Origin of the sequence: Sphingobium sp. S6 (genome assembly GCF_905120495.1) — a bacterium.
Taxonomy (GTDB): Bacteria; Pseudomonadota; Alphaproteobacteria; order Sphingomonadales; family Sphingomonadaceae; genus Sphingobium; species Sphingobium agri.
Window position 1 is genome coordinate 200,855 of record NZ_CAJHOG010000001.1, and the last position, 24,645, is coordinate 225,499.

Here is a 24,645-nt window from a genome sequence, read left to right on the forward strand (position 1 = left end):
CAGTGAGTGACGATGCTGGCCCTGTAAGCCTGGTGCTGGAAGGTCCTTGGGCTGACTGGCTGCGCTGGAGCGATCCGGTTTCGGAGACGTTTCTCAGCACATCCGTGGGGCCCAGCTATTCGCAAGGTGCCGGTGATCGCCGCGCCACGGTGATGCTGGAAACGCGCCAGTCGCACGCCAATCGGAACGGCGCGCTGCATGGCGGTCTCCTCGCCGCCTTTGCCGATCATGCCTATTTTGCCGCGCTAGCGGCCATGGGGCGTCCTGAACAGGCCGCTGCCGTGACCGTCGACCTTTCCATGCAATATTGCGGCTCGGGAAAAGTGGGGCACCCGCTGCGCGCGGATGTGGAGGTCTTGCAGGAAACCGGGCGCTTGTTCTTCATGCGTCTGACGCTTCATCAGGAAGACGCGCTGGTCGCGTCCTCCACCGCCACGGTGCGAAAGGTGCCGGTCCCCAAATGAGCAGCGTGATCGAGCGTTATCACGCGCTCGTCGCGGCCGGGGAATTGCGCCCCGATCCGGACCAGCAGGCTGCCGCAGCGCGGCTAAACGTCCTTCAGCAGGAACTGGAAGCAGCTCCTCCGCGTGGTTCGACCTTGTGGAAACTGCTGCGGAAAGCGCCCGAACCGCCGCGCGGCCTTTATATGTGGGGCGGCGTCGGCCGGGGCAAGTCGATGTTGATGGACCTGTTCTTCGACACCGTGCAGGTCCGGAACAAGAAACGCGCTCATTTCCACGAGTTCATGCTCGACGTCCATGCGCGGCTTGCGGAGGTGCGCAAGGCGGAGAAGGGCGATCCCATCCCGCCGGTCGTGGACTCGCTCGCCGAAGAGGCGCGGCTGCTCTGCTTTGACGAGATGGTCGTGAACAACATGGCCGACGCCGCCATCATGTCGCGCCTGTTCACCGGTCTGCTCGACAAGCGCGTGACGGTCGTCACCACCTCCAACCGCGCGCCCGATGAACTCTACAAGGACGGCCTCAATCGGCAGCTTTTCCTGCCGTTCATCGACCTCATCAAGGATCGGCTGGACGTTCTGACGCTCGACGGGCCGACCGACTATCGGCTGGATCGTCTGGGCGACGCGCAACTCTGGCATTCGCCCAACGGCCCGGAGGCGACAAAGGCGCTCTCCGACGCCTTCTTCCGCCTGACCGACTATCCGGTGGAAAATCGGGCGAAGGTGCCTGCGGAGGATATTGAAGTGCAGGGCGGGCGCACCCTGCATGTGCCAAAAAGCCTTAAGGGCGTGGCGGTCTTCTCCTTCAAACGCCTATGCGCCCAAGCGCGCGGCGCGCCTGATTATCTGGCGATCGCGCGGCGGTTCCACACGGTCATCATCGTCGGCATCCCGGTACTGGGTCCGGAGAACCGCAACGAAGCCGCCCGCTTCGTCACGCTGATCGACGCCTTGTACGAATATAAGGTCAAACTGCTCGCATCGGCTGATGCGGAACCTGCACAGCTTTATCCCCGTGGCGACGGCGCGTTCGAATTCGAACGCACGGTTTCGCGGCTGATGGAGATGCAGTCGGACGATTATCTCGCGCTCGGGCACGGGCCGAAATAACGCTCTTCGGCGCGGCGGCGCCCTCATCCATCGCATTGAAAATGGCCCGGACGCTTCCTTATGAGAGGAAGCGCCCGGCAGGTGGCCGCTGCGGGACAAGTCAGCGCCAGGGTAGGAGCGCGTAACAAACAGGGGCGGAAACGCTCTTAATGAAACTGCGAATGAATTGCAAAGATAAATCTCCCAGAGGTCTTTTAGTTGGTTGAATCATTAATGAGATCGGCCTAAGCGGGCGGGCAATCCCGTGTTTTCCATGCTTGGAGGATGATTGCATATGGCCCGTAAGAAGATCGCGCTCATCGGCGCTGGCAATATCGGCGGTACGCTCGCGCATCTCGCAGCCTTGAAGGGTCTGGGCGACGTCGTCCTCTTCGACGTGGTCGAAGGCGTGCCCCAAGGCAAGGCGCTCGATCTGTCGCAGTGCGGCCCGGTTGAAGGCTTCGATGCGAAGATCACCGGCACCAACGACTATGCCGACATCAAGGACGCCGACGTCATCATCGTCACCGCCGGTGTCGCTCGCAAGCCCGGCATGAGCCGCGACGATCTTCTGGGCATCAACCTCAAGGTCATGAAGGCCGTGGGCGAGGGCATCAAGAACAATGCCCCGAACGCCTTCGTCATCTGCATCACCAACCCGCTCGACGCGATGGTGTGGGCGCTGCGCGAATTCTCCGGCCTGCCGCACAACAAGGTCGTCGGCATGGCGGGCGTTCTCGATTCCGCGCGCTTCAGCCACTTCCTCGCCGAAGAGTTCCAGGTGTCGGTCAAGGAAGTGAACAGCTTCGTTCTCGGCGGCCATGGCGACACCATGGTGCCGGTCGTGCAATATTCGACCGTCGCGGGTATCCCGATCCCCGACCTCATCAAGCAGGGCCGCTCCACCAAGGAGCGCATCGACGCCATCGTGCAGCGCACCCGTTCGGGCGGCGGCGAAATCGTCGGCCTGCTCAAGACCGGTTCGGCCTTCTATGCGCCCGCCACCAGCGGCATCGCCATGGCTGAAGCCTATCTGTTCGACCAGAAGCGCCTGCTGCCCTGCGCCGCGAACCTGACCGGTCAATATGGCGTCGACAATCTCTATGTCGGCGTGCCCGTGATCATCGGCAAGGACGGCGTTGAGCAGGTCATCGAGATCGAACTCGACGACGAAGCCAAGGCGAACCTTCAGGTATCGGTCGATGCCGTCAAGGAACTGCTCGAAGCCTGCAAGGGCATCGATTCCTCGCTCGCCTGAGTCAAAGAGCTGCACCAGTGCGTCCCAGGTGAGTGAGCAGCCTGGGACATGCTGCCTTCCACCTGAAGTGCCACGTCCACAGAATGCAAAGGGACTGACATGTCCATTCTGGTGAACAAGAACACCAAGGTCATCACGCAGGGTATGACCGGCGCCACCGGCACCTTCCACACCGAACAGGCGCTGGCCTATGGCACGCAGATGGTCGCGGGCGTCACGCCTGGCAAGGGCGGCACGAGCCATATTGGCCTGCCCATGTACGATACCGTGGCGGAAGCCAAGTCGAAGACCGGCGCCGACGCTTCGGTCATCTATGTTCCGCCGCCGTTCGCGGCCGACTCGATCCTGGAAGCGATCGATGCAGAGATCCCGCTGATCGTCTGCATCACCGAGGGTATTCCGGTACTCGACATGGTGCGCGTCAAGCGCGCCCTGTCCGGCAGCAAGTCGCGCCTGATCGGCCCGAACTGCCCCGGCGTCCTGACGCCCAACGAATGCAAGATCGGCATCATGCCCGGTTCAATCTTCTCCAAGGGTTCGGTCGGCGTCGTCTCGCGCTCCGGCACGCTGACCTATGAAGCGGTGTTCCAGACCACCAATGCTGGCCTGGGCCAGACAACCGCCGTTGGTATCGGCGGCGATCCGGTTAATGGCACGAACTTCATAGACGTGCTGGAACTGTTCCTGGCCGATGACGCGACCGAATCGATCATCATGATCGGCGAGATCGGCGGCGACGCGGAAGAGCAGGCTGCCCAGTTCCTGATCGACGAAGCTAAGCGCGGTCGCAAGAAGCCGATGGCTGGCTTCATCGCCGGCCGCACGGCGCCTCCGGGCCGCCGCATGGGCCATGCCGGCGCGATCGTGTCGGGCGGCAAGGGCGACGCGGAAAGCAAGATCGCGGCGATGGAAGCGGCCGGGATCAAGGTCGCGGCCAGCCCGTCCGAACTGGGCTCGACGCTTGTCGAAGTCCTGAAGGGCTAAGGCAGAACGGACAAGGCGGCCGGGCTGCACCTCGGCCGCTTTACATACCCCGCTCCGCGACTGCACGCGGCAGGCATGGGACTTGAAAGCATGGGTTACGAGAACCAGGACTTTGAAACGGAACGCGGGCCGAGCTGGGCGCGTCCCAATTGGCCGCTGACGGACACCGATGACCTGACCGGTGCGCTCGACCCGACGCAGATGCAGGTGGCGGTGAAGGCCGCAGCCAAGTCTGCGGGCAAGCCCGTTTCGGATGCCGACGCGGTCAGCGCCGCTGACGACGCGATCCGGGCGCAGCTGCTGATCCGCACCTATCGTGTGCGCGGCCATCTTGCGGCCAATCTGGACCCGCTGGGTCTCGTTCAACGTGATCTGCCTGCCGACCTGACCCCGGAATATCACGGCCTCACCGATCCTGAGAAGAAGATCTATCTCGGTGGTACGCTGGGACTGCAATATGCCACGGTGCGCGAGATCGTTGCGATCCTGCGCGCCAATTACTGCGGCAATGTCGGCCTTGAATATATGCACATCGCCGATGTGGAGGAGCGCCGTTTCCTGCAGGACCGCATGGAAGGCAAGGACAAGGAAATCCACTTCACGCCGGAAGGCAAGAAGGCGATCTTGGCCAAGGTGATCCACGCCGAACAATATGAGAAGTTTCTGGGCCGCAAATATGTCGGCACCAAGCGCTTCGGCCTGGACGGCGGCGAGTCCATGATCCCCGCGCTTGAAGCCATCATCAAGCACGGCGGCGCGAGCGGTATTCGCGAAATCGTCTATGGCATGGCCCATCGCGGCCGCCTGAACGTGCTCGCCAATGTGATGGCGAAGGGCTTCCGCGTCATTTTCCACGAATTTTCCGGCGGTACGGCCAACCCGGAAGATGTCGGGGGATCAGGCGACGTCAAATATCATCTTGGCACCTCGACCGACCGTGAGTTCGACGGCGTCAAGGTCCATATGTCGCTGGTGCCCAACCCGTCGCACCTTGAGACGGTCGATCCGGTGGTGCTGGGCAAGGTGCGCGCGCAGCAGACCTTCCGCGACGATCTGGAAAAGCATGAGCAGGTCCTGCCGGTGCTGATCCACGGCGACGCCGCCTTTGCGGGGCAGGGCATCGTGTGGGAATGCTTCGGCTTTTCCGGCGTGTCGGGCTATAATACCGGCGGGTGCATCCACTTCATCGTGAACAACCAGATCGGCTTCACGACCAGCCCGCAATTCTCGCGCGGCTCGCCTTATCCAAGCGACGTCGCCAAGGGCGTTCAGGCGCCCATCCTGCACGTCAATGGCGACGATCCGGAGGCGGTCACCTTCGCCTGCAAGCTGGCGATCGAATATCGTCAGACCTTCCATCGCGACATCGTCATCGACATGTGGTGCTATCGCCGCTTCGGCCATAATGAAGGCGACGAGCCAAGCTTCACTCAGCCGCAGATGTACGCGAAGATCCGCCAGCACGCGCCGGTCAGCGACGTCTATTCGGCACGGCTGAAGGCTGAAGGCGTCGTGGATGATGATTTCGTCAGCAAGGTCACGGGCGACTTCGTCAATCATCTCGAAGAAGAGTTCGAGGCTTCCAAGAGCTACAAGGCCAACAAGGCGGACTGGTTCGCAGGCCGCTGGTCCGGGCTTCACAAGCCCGCCGATGCCGAAACGGCGCGACAGAATGTCGAGAGCGCGATCAGCCAGAAGCTGTTCGACAGCCTTGGCAAGACGCTGACTACCGTCCCTGAAGGGCTCAACGTTCACAAGACCCTGAAACGGGTGATCGAGGCCAAGGCCGAGATGTTCAAGAACGGTGTGAACTTCGACTGGGCGACCGGCGAAGCGCTGGCCTTCGGATCGCTCCTGTCGGAAGGCTATGGCGTCCGCCTGTCGGGTCAGGACTCGGGACGCGGCACGTTCAGCCAGCGTCACGCCGTCTGGGTCGATCAGGACAGCGAGAACAAATATATCCCGCTTTCGACCGTCCCGCACGGCCGGTTTGAAGTGCTGGATTCGCCGCTGTCGGAATATGGCGTTCTCGGCTTCGAATATGGCTATGCGCTGGCGGACCCCAAGAGTCTGGTGCTCTGGGAAGCCCAGTTCGGGGACTTCGCCAACGGCGCGCAGATCGTGTTCGACCAGTATATCGCTTCATCGGAAACGAAGTGGCTGCGTTCCAACGGTCTCGTTTGCCTGCTGCCGCACGGCTATGAAGGGCAGGGACCGGAACATAGCTCGGCGCGCCTAGAACGCTTCCTGCAGCTTTGCGCAGAAGGAAACATCCAGGTCGCGAACATCACGACGCCCGCGAACTATTTCCATGTTCTGCGGCGGCAGATGCTGCGCCCCTTCCGCAAGCCGCTCATCATCATGACGCCCAAGTCGCTGCTGCGGCACAAGCTGGCGGTTAGCAAGGCAGAGGACTTTGTTGGCGAGACGCACTTCAAGCGGATCCTGTCCGACCCCAACGGCGCTGCGGATGCCGAGACGAAGCGGCTCGTCCTATGCTCGGGCAAGGTATTCTACGACCTTATGGAAGCGCGCGACGCAGCCGGGGATACGAACGTGCAGATCCTGCGTATCGAGCAAATCTATCCCTTCGCCACCGAGGCGCTCGCCACGCGCATCAAGCGCATGACGAACCTTGAAGAGGTCGTCTGGTGCCAGGAAGAGCCCCGCAATAATGGCGCCTGGTTCTTCGTGGAGCCTTACGTCGAAGAAGCTTTGGCCCAGGCGGGCAAGGCGCCAATGCGTGCTCGCTATGCCGGGCGCAAAGCGGCCGCGTCGCCTGCCACCGGCCTTGCCAAGCGCCATGTCGCCGAACAGGGCGCGCTCGTCGCCGATGCGCTGGGTCACAGCGTCCGTGAAGAAATCCGCCGCCAGAAGAAAGGCTGACACAGCTCATGGCAACTGAAGTCAAAGTCCCCACGCTGGGCGAATCTGTTACCGAAGCGACCGTTGGCCAGTGGCTGAAAAAGCCTGGCGACGCTGTGAAGGCTGACGAGCCGATCGTCAGCCTGGAAACCGACAAGGTCGCAGTCGATGTGCCTGCGCCGGTCGGCGGCACCTTGGGCGACATCATCGCCAAGGAAGGAGACACGGTGAATGTCGGCGCATTGCTGGCGATGATCAACGAAGGCGCAGCGGCCGCGGCAGCTCCCGCAGCGCCGACCGCTCCTGCGCCCGCCGCGAAGGCAGAGGCTGCTACCTCCGCGCCTGCCGCATCGGCGCCAGCGGATGAGGAAGAGGGCGGCAACCTTACGCTGTCTCCCGCCGTTCGGCGCCTGGTGCTGGAGCATGGGCTTGACCCGAGCAAGATCAAGGGCACTGGCAAGGACGGGCGCCTGACCAAGGACGATGTCATGGCTGCCGTGGCCGCTGGCACTGCGAAGGCGACGGCATCAGCTCCGGCCGCTGCGCCTGCGGTTGATGCCCCTGCGTCAGGCCCCAGCCGCAAGCAGGAACGGGTCAAGATGACGCGTCTGCGTCAGACGGTCGCCAAGCGCCTGAAGGAAGCGCAGAACACCGCCGCGCTGCTCACGACCTATAATGACGTGGACATGACCAACGTCATCGAAGCGCGCGCCAAATATAAGGACCTGTTCGAAAAGAAGCACGGCGTCCGTCTGGGCTTCATGGGCTTCTTCACCAAGGCCGTGTGCATGGCGCTGCGGGATATCCCCGGCGTCAACGCGCAGATCGAAGGCGACGAGATCGTCTATAACGATTTCGCTGACATTTCGGTCGCCGTGTCGGCTCCGAATGGCTTGGTGGTGCCGGTCATTCGCAACGCCGAGTCCTTGAGCGTCGCGGACATCGAGAAGACGATTGGCGGCTTTGGCAAGAAGGCCAAGGAAGGCACGCTGACCATGGAGGATATGAAGGGCGGCACCTTCACCATCTCCAATGGCGGCGTATTCGGTTCGCTGCTGTCCAGCCCGATCATCAACCCGCCGCAGTCGGCGGTGCTCGGCCTGCATCGCATCGAAGACCGTCCGGTCGTTCGCGATGGGCAGATTGTCATTCGTCCGATGATGTATCTGGCGCTGAGCTACGACCATCGTCTGATCGACGGTCGTGAAGCGGTCACCTTCCTCGTTGCGGTGAAGAACGCGATCGAGGATCCGACCCGTCTGCTGATCGACCTGTAACTACACCACTTATCGTCACCCCAGCGCAAGCTGGGGTCTCTCTTGTTCTTCTGAAGGAAAAGAGAGATGCCGGTTTCCGCTGGCATGACGGGAAAAGGGAATATCCCATGTCTGAATTCGATTATGACGTCCTGGTGATCGGCGCTGGTCCGGGCGGCTATGTCGCTGCGATCCGGGCAGCGCAGCTTGGTCTCAAGACCGCTTGTGTCGAGAGCCGGGAGACGCTGGGCGGCACTTGCCTCAACGTTGGCTGCATCCCGTCGAAGGCGCTGCTGCATGCGTCGGAGCTTTACGAAGAAGCCGCTGGCGGGGCGCTCGCGAAGCTGGGCGTCAAGATCGACAAGATGAGCCTCGACCTCGACACCATGCAGGGCCAGCGCAAGGATGCCGTAAAGGGCCTGACCGGTGGGATCGAGTTCCTGTTCAAGAAGAACAAGGTTGACTGGCTGAAGGGCCGGGCGAGCTTCACCGGTGCGAACACGGTCGAGGTTGGTGGTCAGACCGTTACCGCCAAGAACATCGTCATTGCGACAGGATCGTCCGTAACTCCGCTGCCGGGCGTGGAGGTCGACAATGACAAGGGGCTTATCGTCGATTCCACGGGCGCTCTGGAACTGGACAAGGTGCCGGATCATATGGTCGTCATCGGCGGCGGTGTGATCGGGCTGGAGCTGGGATCGGTATGGCGCCGTCTGGGTTCCAAGGTGACCGTAGTCGAGTTTCTCGACCAGATCCTCCCCGGCATGGATGGTGAAGTCCGCAAGGAAGCGAACAAGATCTTCAAGAAGCAGGGCTTCGAATATAAGCTCGGCACCAAAGTCACCGGTGCCGAGGCGCACAAGAAGGGCGTTCGCTTGACTGTCGAACCCGCCGCCGGTGGTGCTTCGGAGACGATCGAGGCGGATGTTGTGCTGGTATCCATCGGCCGTCGCCCGAACACCGACGGGCTGGGTCTCGACAAGATTGGACTTGAACTGAACGCGCGCGGGCAGATCGAAACCGATCATGACTTCGCGACGAAGGTGCCGGGCATATGGGCCATTGGCGACGTGATCCCCGGTCCTATGCTGGCGCATAAGGCCGAGGATGAAGGGATTGCAGTCGCTGAGAATATCGCCGGGCTGACCGGCATCGTGAACCATGCAGTCATCCCTTCGGTCGTCTATACAAAGCCCGAGATTGCGGGCGTCGGCCTGACCGAGGAAGCTGCCAAGGAGCGCGGTGCTGTCAAGGTCGGCAAGTTCCCAATGCTGGCGAACAGCCGCGCCAAGACCAATCATGAGCCCGACGGCTTTGTGAAGGTGATCGCCAATGCCGAGACCGATCGCGTCCTTGGCGTGTGGATCATCGCGACCGTGGCCGGAACGATGATCGCGCAGGCTGCGCAGGCGATGGAATTTGGCGCCTCTAGCGAGGATATCGCCTATACCTGCCATGCGCACCCGACGCATAGCGAAGCGATCAAGGAAGCCGCGATGGCGGTCACCGGCAAGCCGATCCATATGTGAGCAGCGCCGCTTCTGAAAAGTTCGCAAAGGGCCGCCACCGCGCGGCCCTTTCTTTGTTCAGGCGCTGACGACGCGGGGCATGGACATCCTCTCCCTCTGGGGCGAGGATAAAGCGCGCCGGACGCAGACACGATTTCGTCCCCGCGCCTTCGCCTCGTAAAGGGCTTCATCTGCGCGAGCGATAGTGTCGTGGATGGATCTGTCACCCGATTGCATAGTCGAGAGCCCGAAACTCGCGGTCAGTTGCCGGTCCTGCCCTAATTGCTGTGCGGCGGATTGGGCGAAAGCTTCGCGCAGCATGTTCGCGATTTCAGCTGCACGCGCCGCATTGGTTTCGGGCAGGAACAGGACGAACTCCTCTCCTCCGAAACGAGCGGCAATCGCGCCCGGGGGTGCTATTTGGGTCAGCAGATTGGCAAGCGCCTTGATCACCTGATCGCCTAGCGCATGCCCGTATTCGTCGTTGACGGCCTTGAAGTGATCAATGTCGCAGACAAGGAGGCTGCCTTCCGGCAACCCGTTCGCCTCGCTCCCGGCAATGGCGTTATCGAATCCGCGACGGTTGAACAAGCCCGATAGCGGATCGACCATGGCCTCCCTCTGATAACGGGCCAATATGTCCATGACTTGCGTCGCGAGAGCGGAGAGGGCCAGGAACATGCCGAATATGCAAGCAAGCGCCTGCATCAGGAAAGCATATTCGCTCGTCAGGAAATCGCCATTGTTCGGCAAGGTGAAGGGTACGCTATAGCCCCTAACAAAGTTGTCCAAGGCGACGAGCGCCGCCGCCGCGAACAGCGTCCGATCGGCGGGATTATGAAGATGGCTTCTTGCTGCGACGAGTGGAATGCTGATCAGCAGGAAGCAGCCGAAATCCGAAGCCACCAGTTCAAGCGGCAGATCACCCCGAACGGAAGCCAGGGCGGAAAGCGATATTGAGCCGCCCCATATCGCCAATCGCAGGGGCAGCATCCAGGAAGGGCGCCAGCGCTCCAGCAGCGCTTGGCTGAACAGCAGAAATCCGGTTGCGAACAGGAAATCGGCCAGGATGCTCCACCACGGTCCAGGCATCGCGGCAGCACCGACCGGGACAGAAAATCCCGCAGCGACAGAGAAGAAGGCGGCGCTCCACCACGCAGCAGCGCGCACATGCCAGTTGCAGATGATCAAAAAGGCGATCCCGAAACTCGCCATCATGACCGGAAGGAAGAAAGCGAAATTTTCGCCCATGCTGACTTCCTTTATCTGCTGTTGCCGGGACATGGGCAGGGACAAGGCTGCCGCTCGGGCGGCGTATAAGCCTTTGTTTAACAAATACTTCCATATCTGATGAAATGTTCATCCGATATGGATTGAACGCTGGTGATCAGCCCGGCCAATTTTGAAGGAGCGGCAGAAGCTCATCGAAATGATCGATGACCGCATCCGCGCCAAGCGTTTCGACGGCTCCATCCAGGAAACCGAAGCTGACCGCAACACTCGGTATGCCGGCGTTGCGAGCGCCCGCAATGTCGTTGATCGTGTCGCCGAGGAAGATCGTCCGACCGCCGCCTGCGCGCTTGACCATTTCGTGAATGGGCGCGGGGTCGGGCTTTGCAACGCCGAGCGTGTCGCCGCCGACAACGCTGGCAAACCTCTCGAAAAGGCCAATCTGGTGGAGCAGGGGAATGGTGAAGCGTTCTGCCTTGTTCGTGCAGATCGCCAGCTTTACGCCCGCTTTCTCCAGCCCCTCGATCACGGCCATGAGCCCCGGATAGGGCACAGAATGGATGGCCAAATTCTGTTCGTAGTAATCGAGCAATATCGGCAGCATGCGGGCGAGCAGCGCCTCATCATAACCGCCCGATGCTGACAAAGCCCGTTCCAGCATGACCTTCGCGCCCTTTCCAACGAAGGGCCGGATCGCATCGACGGCAAATGGCGGGCGGCCGTCGGTCGCGATCGCGTAATTGACCGCCGCAGCCAGGTCACCACTCGTATCGAGCAAGGTGCCGTCAAGGTCGAAGCCCACAATATCGAAAGGAATGCTGGTCATCGGCGGCTCATGGGGCCTCTGCGGTGGCAAAGGCAAGGCAAACGTGGCAGAGAGCGATGAGATTCATACCTTTCCATAAAAGAGGACGCGTTCCGCCGTGACCGCCACCCGCCCACTCGCCGTCATCATCCTCGCCGCTGGGCAGGGTACGCGCATGAAGTCAGCAAAGCACAAGGTGCTGCATCCGGTCGCGGGTCGGCCGATGCTGCTGCATCTGCTGGCGAGCGTCGCTGAGCTCCGGCCGGAGCGGCAAGTCGTGGTTGTCGGCGCTGGGCGCGAACAGGTCGAGGCGGCTGTCGCCGGGACGGGCGCAGTAATCGCGGTGCAGGAACAGCAGCAGGGGACGGGCCACGCCGTCGCTCAGGCGCATGACGCGCTTGCCGGGTTCGCTGGCGACATATTGATCCTCTATGGCGACGTGCCGCTGGTGCGGACGGAAACCATGCGGGCCATGCTCGACCGGTTGAACATGGGTGACGAATTGCGCGCGGTGGTGCTGGGGTTCAGGCCTGAAGACGCCGGTGCCTATGGCCGGATCATCACCAATGGTCAGGGCATCATCGGCAAGATGGTCGAATATAAGGATGCCGATGCCACTGAGCGCGCGGTGACGCTGTGCAATTCTGGCCTCATGGCTGTGCGGTCCACCGATCTTTTCGTCCTGTTGGACCAGATCGGCAATCATAATGCCGCTGGGGAATATTATCTGCCCGATATCGTCATGCTGCCCGGCGCGCAGAGTGCGGTGATCGAAACGGAGGCCTGGGAAGTCGCTGGGGTCAATAGCCGTCAGGAACAGGCGATGATCGAAGCCGCCTGGCAGGACCGGCGCCGCAGCGAGGCTATGCGGGATGGCGTGACGCTGATTGCGCCGGGAACAGTTTTTTTCGCTTATGACACACAGCTGGGGCGCGATGTCTTGGTGGAGCCGAATGTCGTCTTCGGACCTGGCGTGAAAGTGGCCGATAACGCCGTCATCCGCGCCTTCTCCCATCTTGAAGGCACGGACGTCGGGCGGGGTGCTGAGATCGGCCCCTATGCGCGCCTGCGCCCCGGAGCGAACATCGGCGCCAAGGCGAAGGTCGGCAACTTCGTCGAGATCAAGAAGGCCGAACTGAATGAAGGCGCGAAGGTCAATCACCTTTCTTATATCGGCGACGCCACCATCGGAGCAGGCGCGAACATCGGCGCGGGCACGATCACCTGTAACTATGACGGCTTCTTCAAATATCGGACGGAGATCGGCGCAGGAGCCTTCATAGGATCGAACAGCGCGCTGGTCGCTCCGGTGAAGATCGGCGCTGGCGCGATCGTGGGTGCGGGAAGTGTGGTGACCAAGGAGGTTGAGGCCGACGCACTTTGCCTCGTCCGTCCGGCACAGGAGGGCAAGCCGGGCTGGGCAGCGCGGTTCCGCGCGGGGATGCAGGCGCGTAAAGCGGCCAAGTGAAATCCCTGTCGCGCCGTCGAGGGTGCCTGAGGGCGCTCTTGCTGCTTTTCCTGATCGTCGTAGGCGCGTGCCTGTGGTTGTTCGGCAATGCCCGGGCCATGCCGGTCGTGCGCCGGATGGAGATGGCGCTTCCCTTCCCCAAAGATGCGCCTCGAAAGCCGGTGACTATCGCCCTGATGACCGACACGCATCTGTCCGGGCCGGATAACAGTCCGGAAAGAATGGCCCGCATCGTACAGCAAGTGAACAGCCTGAAGCCCGACCTCATTCTTTTGGGCGGCGACTATATCGGGGATGACAAGGGCGGAGCCGTCTACGGACCGCAGGCGAGCATCGCTTCCTTTGCCGCGCTGCGCGCGCCGATGGGGGTGCTGGCGGTTTTGGGCAACCATGACGCGCGGCGGCATGCATTGATTGGCCATAAAGAGTGGCGCGCGCTTTTCCGCCGGATTGGCGTCACACTCCTCACCGATCAGGCTGTGCGGCGGGGTCCGCTGCTGATCGGCGGGCTGCGCGATATTTATACCGACCATCCGGATGTCGAAGGTTTAGCACGGAAAATGGCCGATCTGGGCGGAGCTCCGATCATTCTTTCGCATGGGCCGGATGTGTTTCCCACTTTGCCGGACCGGCCGCTGCTGACGCTGGTGGGGCACACGCATTGCGGCCAGGTGGCGTTGCCCTTTGCCGGGATCGTCTATGTGCCTTCCCGTTTCGGCACCCGCTATGCTTGCGGAGCTTTTCGAGAGGGCGAGAAGTCCATGATCGTGTCGGCAGGAGTCGGGACAAGTGGCCTGCCGATCAGACTGCTCTCCCCGCCGGATGTCTGGCTGGTTACAATTCGTCCGGAATGACTCTCTAGCCCTGTCGCCACCTTGCCGATCATGGCATAGGTAAAGGCCAGGCGGGACTAGCCATTTCTTCGCATAGCTTTGGGGCTCAGGATTCATGTGCGGTATCATTGGTATCATCGGTAAGGACGATGTGGCGGAGCGGCTGGTAGAGGGGCTGAGGCGCCTGGAATATCGCGGCTATGACAGCGCCGGGGTGGCGGCCGTTTACGAGGGCGCGATCGAGCGGCGGCGGGCCGAGGGGAAGCTTGCCAATCTGGTGAAGGAATTAGCGAATAATCCGCTTCCGGGAACGACCGGGATCGCGCACACCCGCTGGGCAACGCATGGGGCGCCGACGACGAGCAATGCGCATCCGCATGCCACCAGGGAAGTGGCGCTGGTGCACAATGGGATCATCGAGAATTTCAAGCCGCTTCGGGAGGAACTGACCAGCCGGGGACGTCGTTTCGATAGCGAAACGGACACTGAAGTAGTCGCGCATCTGGTGAGCGAGCTGGTGGAGCAGGGCGCTTCGCCGAAGGACGCGGTGGCCCAAGTGCTGCCCCGCCTGCATGGTGCCTTTGCGCTGGCGATCTTGTTCCGCAGCCATCCCGGCATGCTGATCGGCGCGCGGCTTGGGTCCCCGCTGGTCGTCGGCTATGGCGAAGGTGAGACCTATCTGGGGTCCGACGCACTGGCGCTGGCCCCGCTCACCCAGCGCATTGCCTATCTGGAGGAGGGGGATTGGGTCGTCATCACCGCCGAGGGCGCGGAGATTTTCGACAAGGACAATAATCCCGTCGAGCGGCCGATCACCATTTCCGGCGTGACCGGAGAGCTGATCTCCAAGGGCAATCACCGCCATTATATGCTCAAGGAGATTTACGAGCAGCCGGTCGTCGTCGCGCAGACGCTGAAGTCCTACCTTCAGCGGATGGAGGACCGGGTGTCGCTGCCTATCCCCGACTTCGACCTCGGCGCGATCCGCCGCGTTACCATCGTCGCGTGCGGCACCAGCTATTATGCCGGGATGGTCGCTAAATATTGGGTGGAGCAATTCGCCCGCGTTCCCGTCGACATCGATGTGGCGAGCGAGTTCCGCTACCGCGCGCCGGTGATGGAGGATGGCGGGCTGATGATCGTCATCAGCCAGTCTGGCGAGACTGCCGATACGCTGGCGGCGCTGCGCCATGCGCGGAGCGAGGGGCAAAAGATCGCAGCGGTCGTCAACGTCCCCACCAGCACCATGGCGCGGGAGGCCGACCTGCTGCTGCCGACCCATGCAGGCCCCGAAATCGGCGTCGCTTCAACAAAGGCCTTCACCTGCCAGCTAGCAGTTCTGGCGGCGTTTGCTGCAAATCTGGCGCGGGCCAAAGGGCGGCTCGATGAAAAGGCGGAGAAGGAACTCGTCCGCCACCTCGCTGAAGCCCCTGCCGCTCTCAACGGCGCGCTTGCCTATGATGAGTCGATCGAGGGCATGGCGCACCTGATCGCGGGCGCGCGGGATGTACTCTATCTTGGCCGTGGCCCGGATTATCCGTTGGCGTTGGAAGGGGCGCTGAAGCTCAAGGAAATCAGCTATATCCATGCCGAAGGCTATGCCGCTGGCGAGATGAAGCATGGGCCGATCGCACTGATCGACGACAAGGTGCCGGTGATCGTGCTGGCGCCCAGCGGGCCGCTGTTCGAAAAGACCGTCAGCAACATGCAGGAAGTGCAGGCGCGCGGTGGCAAGGTGGTGCTGGTGTCCGACTATGACGGCGTCGCCGCGGCGGGCGAAGGGTGTATCGCGACGATCACCATGCCCAAGGTGCATCCGCTGATCGCGCCCATGGTCTATGCAGTGCCCGTGCAGCTGCTCGCCTATCATGTGGCTGTGGCGAAGGGCACGGATGTCGATCAGCCGAGGAATTTGGCCAAGTCCGTGACGGTGGAGTGAAGGCTGCGCTCCGTTGGAGAGCTAGTTCAGTTTCGTAAAGCGATAGCGGTCGCGGATCTGGCGATTGAAGAAACTGCCCTTTGACGTTGCATTCCGCATGTCAAGGGCCAGCTTTTCCGGCACGTCATGATAGCTGTAGCGCTTGCCGCTGACGAATTGCACGTCGAGCCGATGCTTGGCCGCGTCATATTCGAAGTGATGGATGACCGTGGAGGGCATGGTTGGATAATGATCGGCCGCCATGTTGTTTCCCGGCGACCGATTTACACGTGACTTGCCCAGCTTGAACGGGCGTTGATCTAGAGCGCGCTGCGTTCAATCGGACGCAGGTCGCGCGCTCTAGTTTTTTGTTATCGCATCGTTTTAGGCGCAAAACCGGTTCCCACTTTTGCGCACGATGCTCTAGAAAGTCGCCGTCAGCGCCGTCGCGAGATAGTGCGTATTGCCTGTCGCAGGAGCATTGGGCGCCCTTTCGAGGAATCGCCCCTTGGCCAGCCACAGAGCATTCACCTCGCCGCGCAGGAATTTGGGGATCAGCCAGTAGCGTATCCGCGCCTCGACTTGATGGCCGGCGAAACTGCCGCTTCTGCCCGCGGCATCCCTGACGCCCGTGGTGGAGAAGGCGTCTGTCCGGCTGGCAAGCCACATCGCCCGGTAAACGGCAAAGGCGTCGAACTTCTTGCCCGGTGCGATCTCGGCCCGCAGGCCCGGCGTGCGAATGTTGGCGCGACCGATCGCATTGTAGATGCCCGCAGGCGCAAGGTCGGCCCTGCGCATGCCGAACAGCGTGTCGAAGCGGGTGAATTTGCGTGCCGGGCCATCCCCGCTCGCCTGATCATATTCCAACGAGAGCCGCAGCTTCCCAGGGCCTGGAAAGCTGTAGCCCGTGTCGATGTGGAAGAACCAGGCGCCGACGGGCAGTTGCGCCGCCGATGGCGCAACGCTCGCCCGGATATTTCCGAACTGGTAGAAGCCCTCCGCCTCAAAATCCCAGCGGCCTGGTTGGGGATCGCGGATAAGGCGGCCGCCGACCGTGTGCAGATTGCGGTTACGGGTAGGGCGATCCGGGCTGTCACGCTCCTGAAGCCTGAAATAGCTGAGTTCCGCCGTTGCGCCCGCAATCATATCGGGCCGCGCCATCAGCCCGCCCCACAGTTTCAGGTCGAAGCTTTCGCGATCCCAGCGCACTTTCTCCCGCTGGATCGAAGGAAGATCGTCGGGCAGCCTGATCTGGGGCAATGTGTAGATCAGCGTTGCCGATCCCCCCTTAAGCTTGATGTCGGCGCGCACGCCTGTGTAGCCGTTGGTGGTGTTGCGGTAATCATCCGCCGCCACCAGCCGCCTTGACCCCAGGTTGAGCATCATGCGCCCGAGTTGCAGCCCTAGCGCGCTATTCGGCCCGAACGGGTTTTTCCAGTCCGCGGCGACGTAGGCCTGCACTAGTTCGAAGGTGTTGACCTCGTTCGCGCTGATGGCGCTGCCCGGCCTGTCCAGATAGGCGCGGCTGTCGAACAGCTCTCCTCCGATCCGGAACGCTCCCGTCCGATATTCGGCGGCCAAGGTGCTGCGGAGAGCAAGCTGCTCATCCTCGCTTCTGAGGCCAACCCTGGGCTGGCCATCCAGCAATTCATGGCGCACCCGCACGCTGCCAGCGAGCTTGAAATCGGACGGATTGCCAATGGCGGCCTGAAGCGTTGGAACGTCGGCCATCGCTTGGCGTGGCAGGAGGAGGGAGGCGGTAGCGGTGAAAAGCGTAGCGCCCAGACGCCAAACCATAAAGACATGCTCCTTCGATCGGCGAAGGCCGATAGAGAAGCAACGCTTGAGCACGCGCTGTGCTTGACCGGGAGGTTGCACTGCCCCGGTGCGGTGCCGATATCATCGGGAAACCTGTTTGCCAAGTTCGGCAATGAGTTGGCGATGTTAGTTACTCGGAGAGGCTGCGTGCCGGGCTAGCCGCCGCCGGGCGCATTATGGCCACCCGCAGGCACCGGACCACCGCTGGGCGCGTGCGTATGATCGGGGCTGCTGTCCCAATCGATATGGTAGAGGTCGAACCGGCGGTCGCGCAGGTTGCGTACCGTGCCCTCGGCTCTGGCCCAGCTGAGGTCGGCGAGGTTGACGTCTGCCATGGTCAGCGTTTCGACATTTTCCGTGGACTCCGCCGCTATACCGTCGCGGGCAAAGGGTAGGTCGCAGGGCGTCAGGATGGCGCTCTGCGCATATTGGATGTCCATATTGTCGACATTGGGCAGATTGCCGACATTGCCGGACATGACCACATAGCATTGGTTTTCGATCGCCCGGGCCTGCGCACAATAGCGCACGCGCATATAGCCAAGGCGCGAGTCGGTGCAGAAGGGCACGAAGATGATGCGTGCGCCCTGGTCCACCAGGCGGCGGGCGAGTTCGGGAAATTCGCTGTCATAACAGATGAGGACGCCGATCGGGCCGCAGTCGGTCTGGATCACATCGAGCGAATCGCCGCCCTTGATGTTCCACCAAAAGGCTTCGTTGGGCGTTGGGTGGATTTTTTCCTGCGTATGCACCGATCCGTCGCGGAGGGCGACATAAGCGATATTCTGGATGTCGCCATCATCCGCGCGCGTGGGATGGGAGCCGCCGATGATGTTGATATTATATTCCAGCGCCATCCGCGTCAGTTCCTTGGTCAGGCGCGGGGTGTAGGCGGTCAGCTTGTCTATCGCTTCGAGCGGCGAGAGCTTCTTCGATTCAAAGGACAGCAGCGGCAGCGTGAACAGTTCCGGGAAGATGATGAAGTCGGACCGATAATCCGCTGCAACATCAACGAAATATTCGATGTTGCGGATAAATTCATCGAAGTCCGCGACAGCGCGCGCCTGAAGCTGGCAGGTGGCGAGGCGGACGCTTTCGACGCCGCGCGGCACCCGCATTTCGGGTGCCTCGTCGGGATCGACATAGGGGTTGCGCCAGACGAGATGGGCGGCATGGCCGTCCGACTGCTTGTCTTCGGGCAGATAATTTTCAAGGACGCCGAGCGGTTCGAACTGGTTCTTGAGCTGGAAGCTGATGACCTGGTCACGCAACCTGCCCTGGACGACCTTGTCGAGATAATCGGCGGGGCCATCGACCCGGCGTTTCGCGCGCATGTAACCTGGCATGCGGCCCGCGATGACGATGCCGTGCAGGTCCAGCTGTTCGGCCAGTTCCTTGCGCTCGTCATAGAGGCGCTGGCCGATGCGCAGGCCGCGCAGCTTGGGATCGACCGCCATCTCATAGCCGTAGAGCCATTCACCGGCCGCGCTGTGCCGGGTGCCGAAACCGTTGGCGGTGATTTCCTCCCAATCGTGGAAGGAGAATGCCATCGACCGGCTGACCCGCATGGTCGCGCAATAGCCGACGACCTTGTTGTCGTAGAGCGCGACGAAGCAGCCGTCGGGGAAATTGTTGATCTGGCCGCGAAGGGTGGCGAGCGAGTAATTGGCCATGCCGGGATAGACGCGCGCGATCAGCCGCTGAATGCCGCGCACGTCGGATGGGACCGCGGTGCGGACCTCCAATCGCTTGCGTGTTGCTGTCGTCATCGCCGATCTCCCGCCATGGAAAAGGCGGCGCCGTGGTACGGCACCGCCTTATTCCGTTTCCGTACTGAATGCCTGGAAGGCTGGATCAGTTCCGAGAAATCAGTTCCACTTGCCCATGGCGGTTTCGAGGTTCGCGCGGATCGCCTCGAAGAACTGCTCGGTGGTCATCCATGCCTGATCCGGACCGATCAGCAGGGCAAGATCCTTGGTCATCGCGCCGCCCTCGACGGTTTCGATGCAGACCTTTTCCAGCGTTTCGGCGAACTTGGTGACGTCCGGGGTGTCGTCGAACTTGCCGCGATAGGCCAGGCCCTGCGTCCAAGCGAAGATCGACGCGATCGGGTTGGTCGACGTCTGCTTGCCCTGCTGGTGCTGGCGATAGTGGCGGGTGACGGTGCCGTGCGCGGCTTCCGCCTCGACCGTCTTGCCGTCGGGCGAGAGCAGGACGGAGGTCATGAGGCCGAGTGAGCCGAAGCCCTGCGCCACGGTGTCGGACTGCACGTCACCGTCATAATTCTTGCACGCCCAGACGAAGTTGCCGTTCCATTTGAGGGCGGAGGCGACCATGTCGTCGATCAGGCGGTGTTCGTAGACGATGCCGGCAGCCTTGAACTTGTCGGCGAATTCGGCGTCGAACACCTCCTGGAACAGATCCTTGAAGCGGCCGTCATAGGCCTTGAGGATCGTGTTCTTGGTGGACAGATACACAGGCCAACCACGCAGCAGGCCATAGTTGAAGCTGGCCTTGGCGAAGTCGCGGATCGATTCGTCGAGGTTGTACATGCCCATGGCGACGCCCGCGTCGGGGAATTCGAACACGTCGAATTCGAGCTGGTCGCCATTGGTGCCCACCCACTTCATGGTCAGCTTCCCCGGGCCGGGGACGCGGAAGTCGGTGGCGCGATACTGGTCGCCAAAGGCGTGACGGCCGATGACGATCGGGTCCGTCCAGCCGGGGACCAGGCGGGGCACGTTCTGGATCACGATCGGCTCGCGGAAGACGACGCCGCCCAGGATGTTGCGGATCGTGCCGTTGGGCGACTTCCACATCTTCTTGAGCTTGAATTCCTCGACGCGGGCTTCGTCCGGCGTGATCGTGGCGCACTTCACGCCGACGCCATATTGCTTGATCGCATTGGCGCAATCGACGGTGACCTGGTCTTCCGTCGCGTCACGATTCTCGACCGACAGATCATAATATTTGAGGTCGATGTCGAGATAGGGGAGGATGAGGCGCTCACGGATCCACTGCCAGATGATCCGCGTCATTTCGTCGCCGTCGATCTCCACGACAGGGTTTTTGACCTTGATCTTCGCCATGCGCCTCTTCGCCTTCTTCGTTTGGATGGAATTGCGACACGCCCTAGGGAAAGCGGCGGCAATGTTCAACAGCGCAATGGCGGCTGATGGGGCATCGCACTTGCCATGCCCCGGTGCAGGATCGGGCGTTGTCACTGCAAGTGACTGTCCCTAAAGACAGGTGCCATGGAAAATGACGAAATCACCGTCGCCTTGGGCGGCAATGTGAAGTGGCGCTTCCCTACGGTCCATCCGGAGGGGATGAAATTCGGCCTGATCGCCGCCGCGATCACGGCAGTGCTGTTCCTGGTGGGGTGGACGATACCCGGCTGGCTGATGGTGATGGTGACGATCTGGGTGTTCGCCTTCTTCCGCGATCCGGTGCGCGCCGTGCCGCAGGATGAAAGAGCGATCATCGCGCCTGCCGACGGCCTGGTGACGCTGATCCAGCGCGTGCCGCCCCCGCGCGAGATGGCCGGAGCCGATGGCCTTGGCGACCAGCCGATGATCCGCGTGTCGATCTTCATGAGTGTGTTCGACGTCCATATCAACCGCACGCCGATAGGCGGGACGGTGAAGTCGGTGGTCTATATCTCGGGCAAGTTCCTGAACGCAGACCTCGACAAAGCGAGCGAGGATAATGAGCGCCAGCATATCCTGGTGGAACGCCATGACGGCTTGCGCGTCGGCTTCACCCAGATTGCGGGGCTTGTGGCCCGGCGAATCGTGCCGTTCGTGAAGCCTGGCGACATGATCGCGGCGGGACAGCGGATCGGGCTCATCCGCTTTGGCAGCCGCGTCGACGTCTATCTGCCAGCCGGAACGGCGCCGCGCGTCGTTCTGGGGCAAAGGACCGTTGCAGGCGAGACTATCCTCGGCCAGATTGGCGACATGCGGGTCATTTCGGGTATACAGCAATGAGGCAGCGGCGCGCTATCCCCCGTGGGCTTCGCCGGGGCATCACGCTGCGGATGGTTGCGCCCAATGCCGTCACGGCCATGGCGCTATGCTTCGGCCTGACCGGGGTACGCTATGGCATTTCCGGCGAGTGGGAGAGGGCGGTCCTCTCCATCCTGATCGCAGGCGTGCTGGATGGGCTCGATGGCCGCATCGCCCGGCTGCTGCGTGGGGAAAGCCGATTCGGCGCTGAGCTCGACTCCTTGTCGGACTCCATTGCCTTCGGTGTCGCGCCAGCATTGATCCTGTATCTCTGGTCGCTGCAAGCGATGCCGAAATTCGGCTGGATCTTCGCGCTGGCACATGCGCTGTCCTGCGCGCTCCGCCTGGCGCGCTTCAACGCCAATATCGACGCGGACATACAGCCACATAAGTCGGCGGGTTTCCTGACCGGGGTCCCCGCGCCTGCGGGCGCAGGGCTGGCGTTCGTGCCGCTCTATCTGTGGCTGGTCACGGGCGAAGAACTATTCCGGGCCTGGTATGTGGTGGCGCCCTGGACAGCCTTTACCGCTTTCCTGATGATTTCGAGCATTGCCACCTACAGCTGGTCGGCGCTGCGGCTGCGCAAGCGGATCAGGCTGGAGGCTATTGCGGTCGCCGGACTGTTGGCGGCGCTGCTGCTCACCGATCCCTGGCTCACCTTGCTGGCGATATGCGCGGTTTATCTGGCGACCATCCCGTTCGGGATCATGTCCTATGCTCGCGTCCGGAGGCAGAGGCTGGCAGCCGCGTCCTGATCAGATCAGGCGGCGAAGACGCCCGACGGCGCCACTGCAGGAACAGTGCGCCGGTCCGGGTTCACGCGGCGGCGGCTGATCCGCAGATGATAGACCGGCGGCTGTTGGGGAATGGGTTCGAACAGCAAGGCGGCCGCCATCTTTTCATGATAAAGTGCGAACATGCCGACGATGACGCCTGCGGCCAGAAGGAAGGCCGCGAAAAATACCGTAGCTGCAACAATGGTGAACATGAGACCGCTCACTCTTCCTGTCCTAAGAACCATGGGTTCTGATTGAAGGAGCAAACCGGCCAAGGCTTCGTTTTGTTCCCATGTTCACTTTATGTTCTAGTTTCCAGCGCCCGTCAAGTCTTGCGTTGCTGCTCGCCACCCGTTAAGGGCCGCGCCATTCCACATGGGAATCGCACATATCCGGTGCTGATGGCGTGATGCTGCCAGTTCCTGATTCCCAGAGGTCAAACCGGAAGGAGATAAGATTATGGCGGCACCTGTCGTCACCATGCACCAATTGATCGAGGCTGGCGCCCACTTCGGCCACCAGACCCACCGCTGGAATCCGCGCATGAAGCCGTACATCTTCGGCGAGCGCAACGGCATCCACATCCTCGACCTGTCGCAGACCGTGCCGCTGTTCGGCCGTGCGCTTGACTTCGTGTCGGCGACCGTCGCTGCTGGCGGCAAGGTGCTGTTCGTCGGCACCAAGCGCCAGGCGCAGGACCCGATCGCTGAAGCTGCCCGCAAGTCGGGCCAGCACTTCGTCAACCACCGCTGGCTGGGCGGCATGCTCACCAACTGGAAGACGATTTCGGGTTCGATCAAGCGTCTGAAGACCCTTGAAGAGAAGCTGTCGGGCGACACCCACGGCTTCACCAAGAAGGAAGTCCTTCAGATGACCCGCGAGCGCGAGAAGCTCGAACTGTCGCTGGGCGGCATCCGCGACATGAACGGCATTCCCGATGTCATGTTCGTGATCGACGCCAACAAGGAAGAACTGGCGATCAAGGAAGCCAACACGCTCGGCATCCCGGTCGTCGCGATCCTCGATTCGAACGTCTCGCCCGACGGCATCGCTTTCCCGGTTCCGGCGAATGACGACGCCAGCCGCGCGATCCGCCTCTATTGCGACGCCATCGCCGCCGCCGCCACCAAGGGCAACCGTGGTGCGCAGCAGGCTTCGGGCGTTGACATCGGCGCGCTGGACGAGCCGGAAGCCGAAGAGGTCGCCGTCCAGGCCTGATCCCGCGGTCTTTGAACTGCAAGATTGACAGGCTAGGGCGCGCTCCACCGGACCGCGCCCTAGTCCATATTTGAACCATTAAACTTTAGGAGCCGAAACATGGCCGAGATTACCGCCGCCGCCGTCAAGGAACTGCGCGACCGTTCGGGCGCGGGCATGATGGACTGCAAGAAGGCGCTCGCCGAAGCCAATGGCGACATGGAAGCCGCCGTCGACTGGCTGCGCGCCAAGGGTCTTGCCGCTGCGCAGAAGAAGTCGAGCCGCACCGCTGCTGAAGGTCTGGTCGGCGTTGCCGTCGCGGGCACCAAGGGCGTTGCCGTCGAAGTGAACAGCGAAACCGACTTCGTCGCCAAGAACGACCAGTTCCAGGATTTCGTCCGCACCGTGGCCCAAGTTGCTCTGCAGAGCGGCGCGACCGATGCCGAGACGCTCTCGTCGCAGGCTCACCCGGCCGGTGGCACGATTTCCGAAAAGCTGGTGTCGAACATCGCCACCATCGGTGAGAACCAGACCCTGCGCCGCGTCGGTCAGCTGGAAGTGAGCCAGGGTGTCGTTGTGCCCTACGTTCACAACGCAGCTGCTCCTGGCCTCGGCAAGATCGGCGTGCTGGTCGCGCTGGAAGGCGATGCGCCTGCCGACGTTCTGGAGCCGCTGGGCAAGCAGATCGCGATGCACATCGCGGCTGCCTTCCCGCTGGCCCTGTCGGCTGCCGACATCGATCCGGCCCTGCTGGAGCGTGAGCGCGCGATTGCCGCTGAGAAGGCTGCCGAATCGGGCAAGCCTGCCGAGATTGTCGCCAAGATGGTCGACGGTTCGGTCGCGAAGTACGCCAAGGAAAATGCGCTGCTCAGCCAGCTGTTCGTGATGGACAACAAGACGCCGATCGCCGACGTCGTTGCCAAGGCAGCGAAGGACGCAGGCAAGTCGATCACGCTGAAGAATTATGTCCGCTTCCAGCTCGGTGAAGGCATCGAGAAGGAAACGAGCGACTTCGCGGCTGAAGTTGCTGCGGCTGCGGGCGTCTGATCCCGGCCTGACCTGATAGAGCGTTCGGTTCGGGCGGCGCGTGGGAAGCAACGCTTCTCGACAAGCGGCTCGAACACGCTAAGGACTTCACAGAATGGCGCGCGCTGCCTAAGGTGCGCGCCA

The 24,645-nt window shown here is 62.0% G+C and carries 21 protein-coding genes; 14 read left to right on the forward strand and 7 right to left on the reverse strand.

What is annotated here, in order from left to right; all coding sequences use genetic code 11:
* Positions 1-2: 2 nt before the first annotated feature.
* From SPHS8_RS01020 to lpdA, 7 genes are all read left to right on the forward strand, one after another.
* Positions 3-464, forward strand: a complete 462-nt coding sequence (locus SPHS8_RS01020; RefSeq protein WP_236574908.1) for a PaaI family thioesterase — start codon at positions 3-5, stop codon at positions 462-464.
* Positions 461-1,573: a cell division protein ZapE gene (gene zapE / locus SPHS8_RS01025; RefSeq protein WP_201513513.1), complete on the forward strand. Its 1,113-nt coding sequence runs from the start codon at positions 461-463 to the stop codon at positions 1,571-1,573. Before SPHS8_RS01020 ends, zapE begins: the two co-directional genes overlap by 4 nt.
* Positions 1,574-1,847: 274 nt before the next feature.
* On the forward strand, positions 1,848-2,810 hold the full coding sequence (gene mdh / locus SPHS8_RS01030) for a malate dehydrogenase (protein ID WP_097091270.1): 963 nt from the start codon (positions 1,848-1,850) through the stop codon (positions 2,808-2,810).
* A 99-nt stretch (positions 2,811-2,909) separates the two neighbouring features.
* Positions 2,910-3,794, forward strand: coding sequence for a succinate--CoA ligase subunit alpha (sucD, locus tag SPHS8_RS01035; RefSeq protein WP_097091271.1), 885 nt, complete (start codon positions 2,910-2,912; stop codon positions 3,792-3,794).
* A 90-nt stretch (positions 3,795-3,884) separates the two neighbouring features.
* Positions 3,885-6,680 (forward strand): 2-oxoglutarate dehydrogenase E1 component, encoded by a 2,796-nt coding sequence (locus SPHS8_RS01040; RefSeq protein ID WP_201513514.1) that lies wholly within the window; start codon positions 3,885-3,887, stop codon positions 6,678-6,680.
* A gap of 8 nt (positions 6,681-6,688) precedes the next feature.
* Entirely contained in the window at positions 6,689-7,936 is a 1,248-nt protein-coding gene (gene odhB / locus SPHS8_RS01045; RefSeq protein ID WP_201513515.1) for a 2-oxoglutarate dehydrogenase complex dihydrolipoyllysine-residue succinyltransferase, read from the forward strand.
* A gap of 107 nt (positions 7,937-8,043) precedes the next feature.
* Entirely contained in the window at positions 8,044-9,444 is a 1,401-nt protein-coding gene (lpdA, locus tag SPHS8_RS01050) for a dihydrolipoyl dehydrogenase (protein ID WP_201513516.1), read from the forward strand.
* A 57-nt stretch (positions 9,445-9,501) separates the two neighbouring features.
* Here the strand turns inward: lpdA and SPHS8_RS01055 are convergent, their stop codons facing one another.
* Positions 9,502-10,674 (reverse strand): GGDEF domain-containing protein, encoded by a 1,173-nt coding sequence (locus tag SPHS8_RS01055; protein ID WP_201513517.1) that lies wholly within the window; start codon positions 10,672-10,674, stop codon positions 9,502-9,504.
* A 136-nt stretch (positions 10,675-10,810) separates the two neighbouring features.
* Positions 10,811-11,479 (reverse strand): HAD family hydrolase, encoded by a 669-nt coding sequence (locus SPHS8_RS01060; RefSeq protein ID WP_201513518.1) that lies wholly within the window; start codon positions 11,477-11,479, stop codon positions 10,811-10,813.
* Between the two features lie 154 nt (positions 11,480-11,633).
* On the opposite strand from SPHS8_RS01060, the gene glmU reads away from it, so the two are divergent.
* From glmU to glmS, 3 genes are all read left to right on the forward strand, one after another.
* Positions 11,634-12,926: a bifunctional UDP-N-acetylglucosamine diphosphorylase/glucosamine-1-phosphate N-acetyltransferase GlmU gene (gene glmU, locus SPHS8_RS01065; RefSeq protein ID WP_443018561.1), complete on the forward strand. Its 1,293-nt coding sequence runs from the start codon at positions 11,634-11,636 to the stop codon at positions 12,924-12,926.
* 26 nt (positions 12,927-12,952) lie between these two features.
* A complete protein-coding gene (locus SPHS8_RS01070; protein WP_236575002.1) occupies positions 12,953-13,780 on the forward strand; it encodes a metallophosphoesterase in 828 nt (275 codons plus the stop codon).
* Positions 13,781-13,874: 94 nt separating this feature from the next.
* A complete protein-coding gene (gene glmS, locus SPHS8_RS01075) occupies positions 13,875-15,698 on the forward strand; it encodes a glutamine--fructose-6-phosphate transaminase (isomerizing) (protein ID WP_201513520.1) in 1,824 nt (607 codons plus the stop codon).
* Between the two features lie 21 nt (positions 15,699-15,719).
* On the opposite strand, the gene SPHS8_RS01080 is transcribed toward glmS, so the two are convergent.
* The 4 genes from SPHS8_RS01080 to SPHS8_RS01095 form a co-directional block, all read right to left on the reverse strand.
* Entirely contained in the window at positions 15,720-15,941 is a 222-nt protein-coding gene (locus SPHS8_RS01080) for a KTSC domain-containing protein (protein ID WP_201513521.1), read from the reverse strand.
* 159 nt (positions 15,942-16,100) lie between these two features.
* Complete coding sequence (locus tag SPHS8_RS01085; protein ID WP_236574909.1) at positions 16,101-17,474, reverse strand: alginate export family protein; 1,374 nt, start codon at positions 17,472-17,474, stop codon at positions 16,101-16,103.
* Positions 17,475-17,650: 176 nt separating this feature from the next.
* A complete protein-coding gene (locus tag SPHS8_RS01090) occupies positions 17,651-19,264 on the reverse strand; it encodes a carbon-nitrogen hydrolase family protein (protein WP_201513522.1) in 1,614 nt (537 codons plus the stop codon).
* A gap of 99 nt (positions 19,265-19,363) precedes the next feature.
* Positions 19,364-20,584, reverse strand: a complete 1,221-nt coding sequence (locus tag SPHS8_RS01095; RefSeq protein WP_201513523.1) for an NADP-dependent isocitrate dehydrogenase — start codon at positions 20,582-20,584, stop codon at positions 19,364-19,366.
* A 165-nt stretch (positions 20,585-20,749) separates the two neighbouring features.
* On the opposite strand from SPHS8_RS01095, the gene SPHS8_RS01100 reads away from it, so the two are divergent.
* On the forward strand, positions 20,750-21,484 hold the full coding sequence (locus SPHS8_RS01100) for a phosphatidylserine decarboxylase (RefSeq protein WP_201513524.1): 735 nt from the start codon (positions 20,750-20,752) through the stop codon (positions 21,482-21,484).
* Positions 21,481-22,257, forward strand: coding sequence for a CDP-alcohol phosphatidyltransferase family protein (locus SPHS8_RS01105; RefSeq protein WP_201513525.1), 777 nt, complete (start codon positions 21,481-21,483; stop codon positions 22,255-22,257). The genes SPHS8_RS01100 and SPHS8_RS01105 overlap by 4 nt, the downstream gene beginning before the upstream one ends.
* 5 nt (positions 22,258-22,262) lie before the next feature.
* On the opposite strand, the gene SPHS8_RS01110 is transcribed toward SPHS8_RS01105, so the two are convergent.
* The gene (locus SPHS8_RS01110) at positions 22,263-22,490 is read right to left on the reverse strand and encodes a hypothetical protein (RefSeq protein ID WP_097091281.1); all 228 of its coding nucleotides are present in this window, start codon (positions 22,488-22,490) and stop codon (positions 22,263-22,265) included.
* A 247-nt stretch (positions 22,491-22,737) separates the two neighbouring features.
* On the opposite strand from SPHS8_RS01110, the gene rpsB reads away from it, so the two are divergent.
* Both rpsB and tsf read left to right on the forward strand, forming a co-directional pair.
* A complete protein-coding gene (gene rpsB / locus SPHS8_RS01115) occupies positions 22,738-23,496 on the forward strand; it encodes a 30S ribosomal protein S2 (RefSeq protein WP_097091282.1) in 759 nt (252 codons plus the stop codon).
* Between the two features lie 99 nt (positions 23,497-23,595).
* Entirely contained in the window at positions 23,596-24,522 is a 927-nt protein-coding gene (gene tsf, locus SPHS8_RS01120) for a translation elongation factor Ts (protein ID WP_097091283.1), read from the forward strand.
* The last annotated feature ends 123 nt before the right edge of the window (positions 24,523-24,645 follow it).

Excerpts from the sequence above, each read along its gene's own strand:
- SPHS8_RS01110 (WP_097091281.1), bottom strand. The coding sequence starts at position 22,490 with ATGTTCACCATTGTTGCAGCTACGGTATTTTTCGCGGCCTTCCTTCTG.
- glmU (WP_443018561.1), top strand. The coding sequence starts at position 11,634 with ATGAAGTCAGCAAAGCACAAGGTGCTGCATCCGGTCGCGGGTCGGCCG.
- lpdA (WP_201513516.1), top strand. The coding sequence starts at position 8,044 with ATGTCTGAATTCGATTATGACGTCCTGGTGATCGGCGCTGGTCCGGGC.
- SPHS8_RS01040 (WP_201513514.1), top strand. The coding sequence starts at position 3,885 with ATGGGTTACGAGAACCAGGACTTTGAAACGGAACGCGGGCCGAGCTGG.
- sucD (WP_097091271.1), top strand. The coding sequence starts at position 2,910 with ATGTCCATTCTGGTGAACAAGAACACCAAGGTCATCACGCAGGGTATG.
- SPHS8_RS01100 (WP_201513524.1), top strand. The coding sequence starts at position 20,750 with ATGGAAAATGACGAAATCACCGTCGCCTTGGGCGGCAATGTGAAGTGG.
- SPHS8_RS01095 (WP_201513523.1), bottom strand. The coding sequence starts at position 20,584 with ATGGCGAAGATCAAGGTCAAAAACCCTGTCGTGGAGATCGACGGCGAC.
- glmS (WP_201513520.1), top strand. The coding sequence starts at position 13,875 with ATGTGCGGTATCATTGGTATCATCGGTAAGGACGATGTGGCGGAGCGG.
- SPHS8_RS01060 (WP_201513518.1), bottom strand. The coding sequence starts at position 11,479 with ATGACCAGCATTCCTTTCGATATTGTGGGCTTCGACCTTGACGGCACC.
- SPHS8_RS01080 (WP_201513521.1), bottom strand. The coding sequence starts at position 15,941 with ATGGCGGCCGATCATTATCCAACCATGCCCTCCACGGTCATCCATCAC.
- tsf (WP_097091283.1), top strand. The coding sequence starts at position 23,596 with ATGGCCGAGATTACCGCCGCCGCCGTCAAGGAACTGCGCGACCGTTCG.
- odhB (WP_201513515.1), top strand. The coding sequence starts at position 6,689 with ATGGCAACTGAAGTCAAAGTCCCCACGCTGGGCGAATCTGTTACCGAA.
- SPHS8_RS01090 (WP_201513522.1), bottom strand. The coding sequence starts at position 19,264 with ATGACGACAGCAACACGCAAGCGATTGGAGGTCCGCACCGCGGTCCCA.
- SPHS8_RS01105 (WP_201513525.1), top strand. The coding sequence starts at position 21,481 with ATGAGGCAGCGGCGCGCTATCCCCCGTGGGCTTCGCCGGGGCATCACG.
- zapE (WP_201513513.1), top strand. The coding sequence starts at position 461 with ATGAGCAGCGTGATCGAGCGTTATCACGCGCTCGTCGCGGCCGGGGAA.
- SPHS8_RS01055 (WP_201513517.1), bottom strand. The coding sequence starts at position 10,674 with ATGGGCGAAAATTTCGCTTTCTTCCTTCCGGTCATGATGGCGAGTTTC.
- SPHS8_RS01085 (WP_236574909.1), bottom strand. The coding sequence starts at position 17,474 with ATGGTTTGGCGTCTGGGCGCTACGCTTTTCACCGCTACCGCCTCCCTC.
- mdh (WP_097091270.1), top strand. The coding sequence starts at position 1,848 with ATGGCCCGTAAGAAGATCGCGCTCATCGGCGCTGGCAATATCGGCGGT.
- rpsB (WP_097091282.1), top strand. The coding sequence starts at position 22,738 with ATGGCGGCACCTGTCGTCACCATGCACCAATTGATCGAGGCTGGCGCC.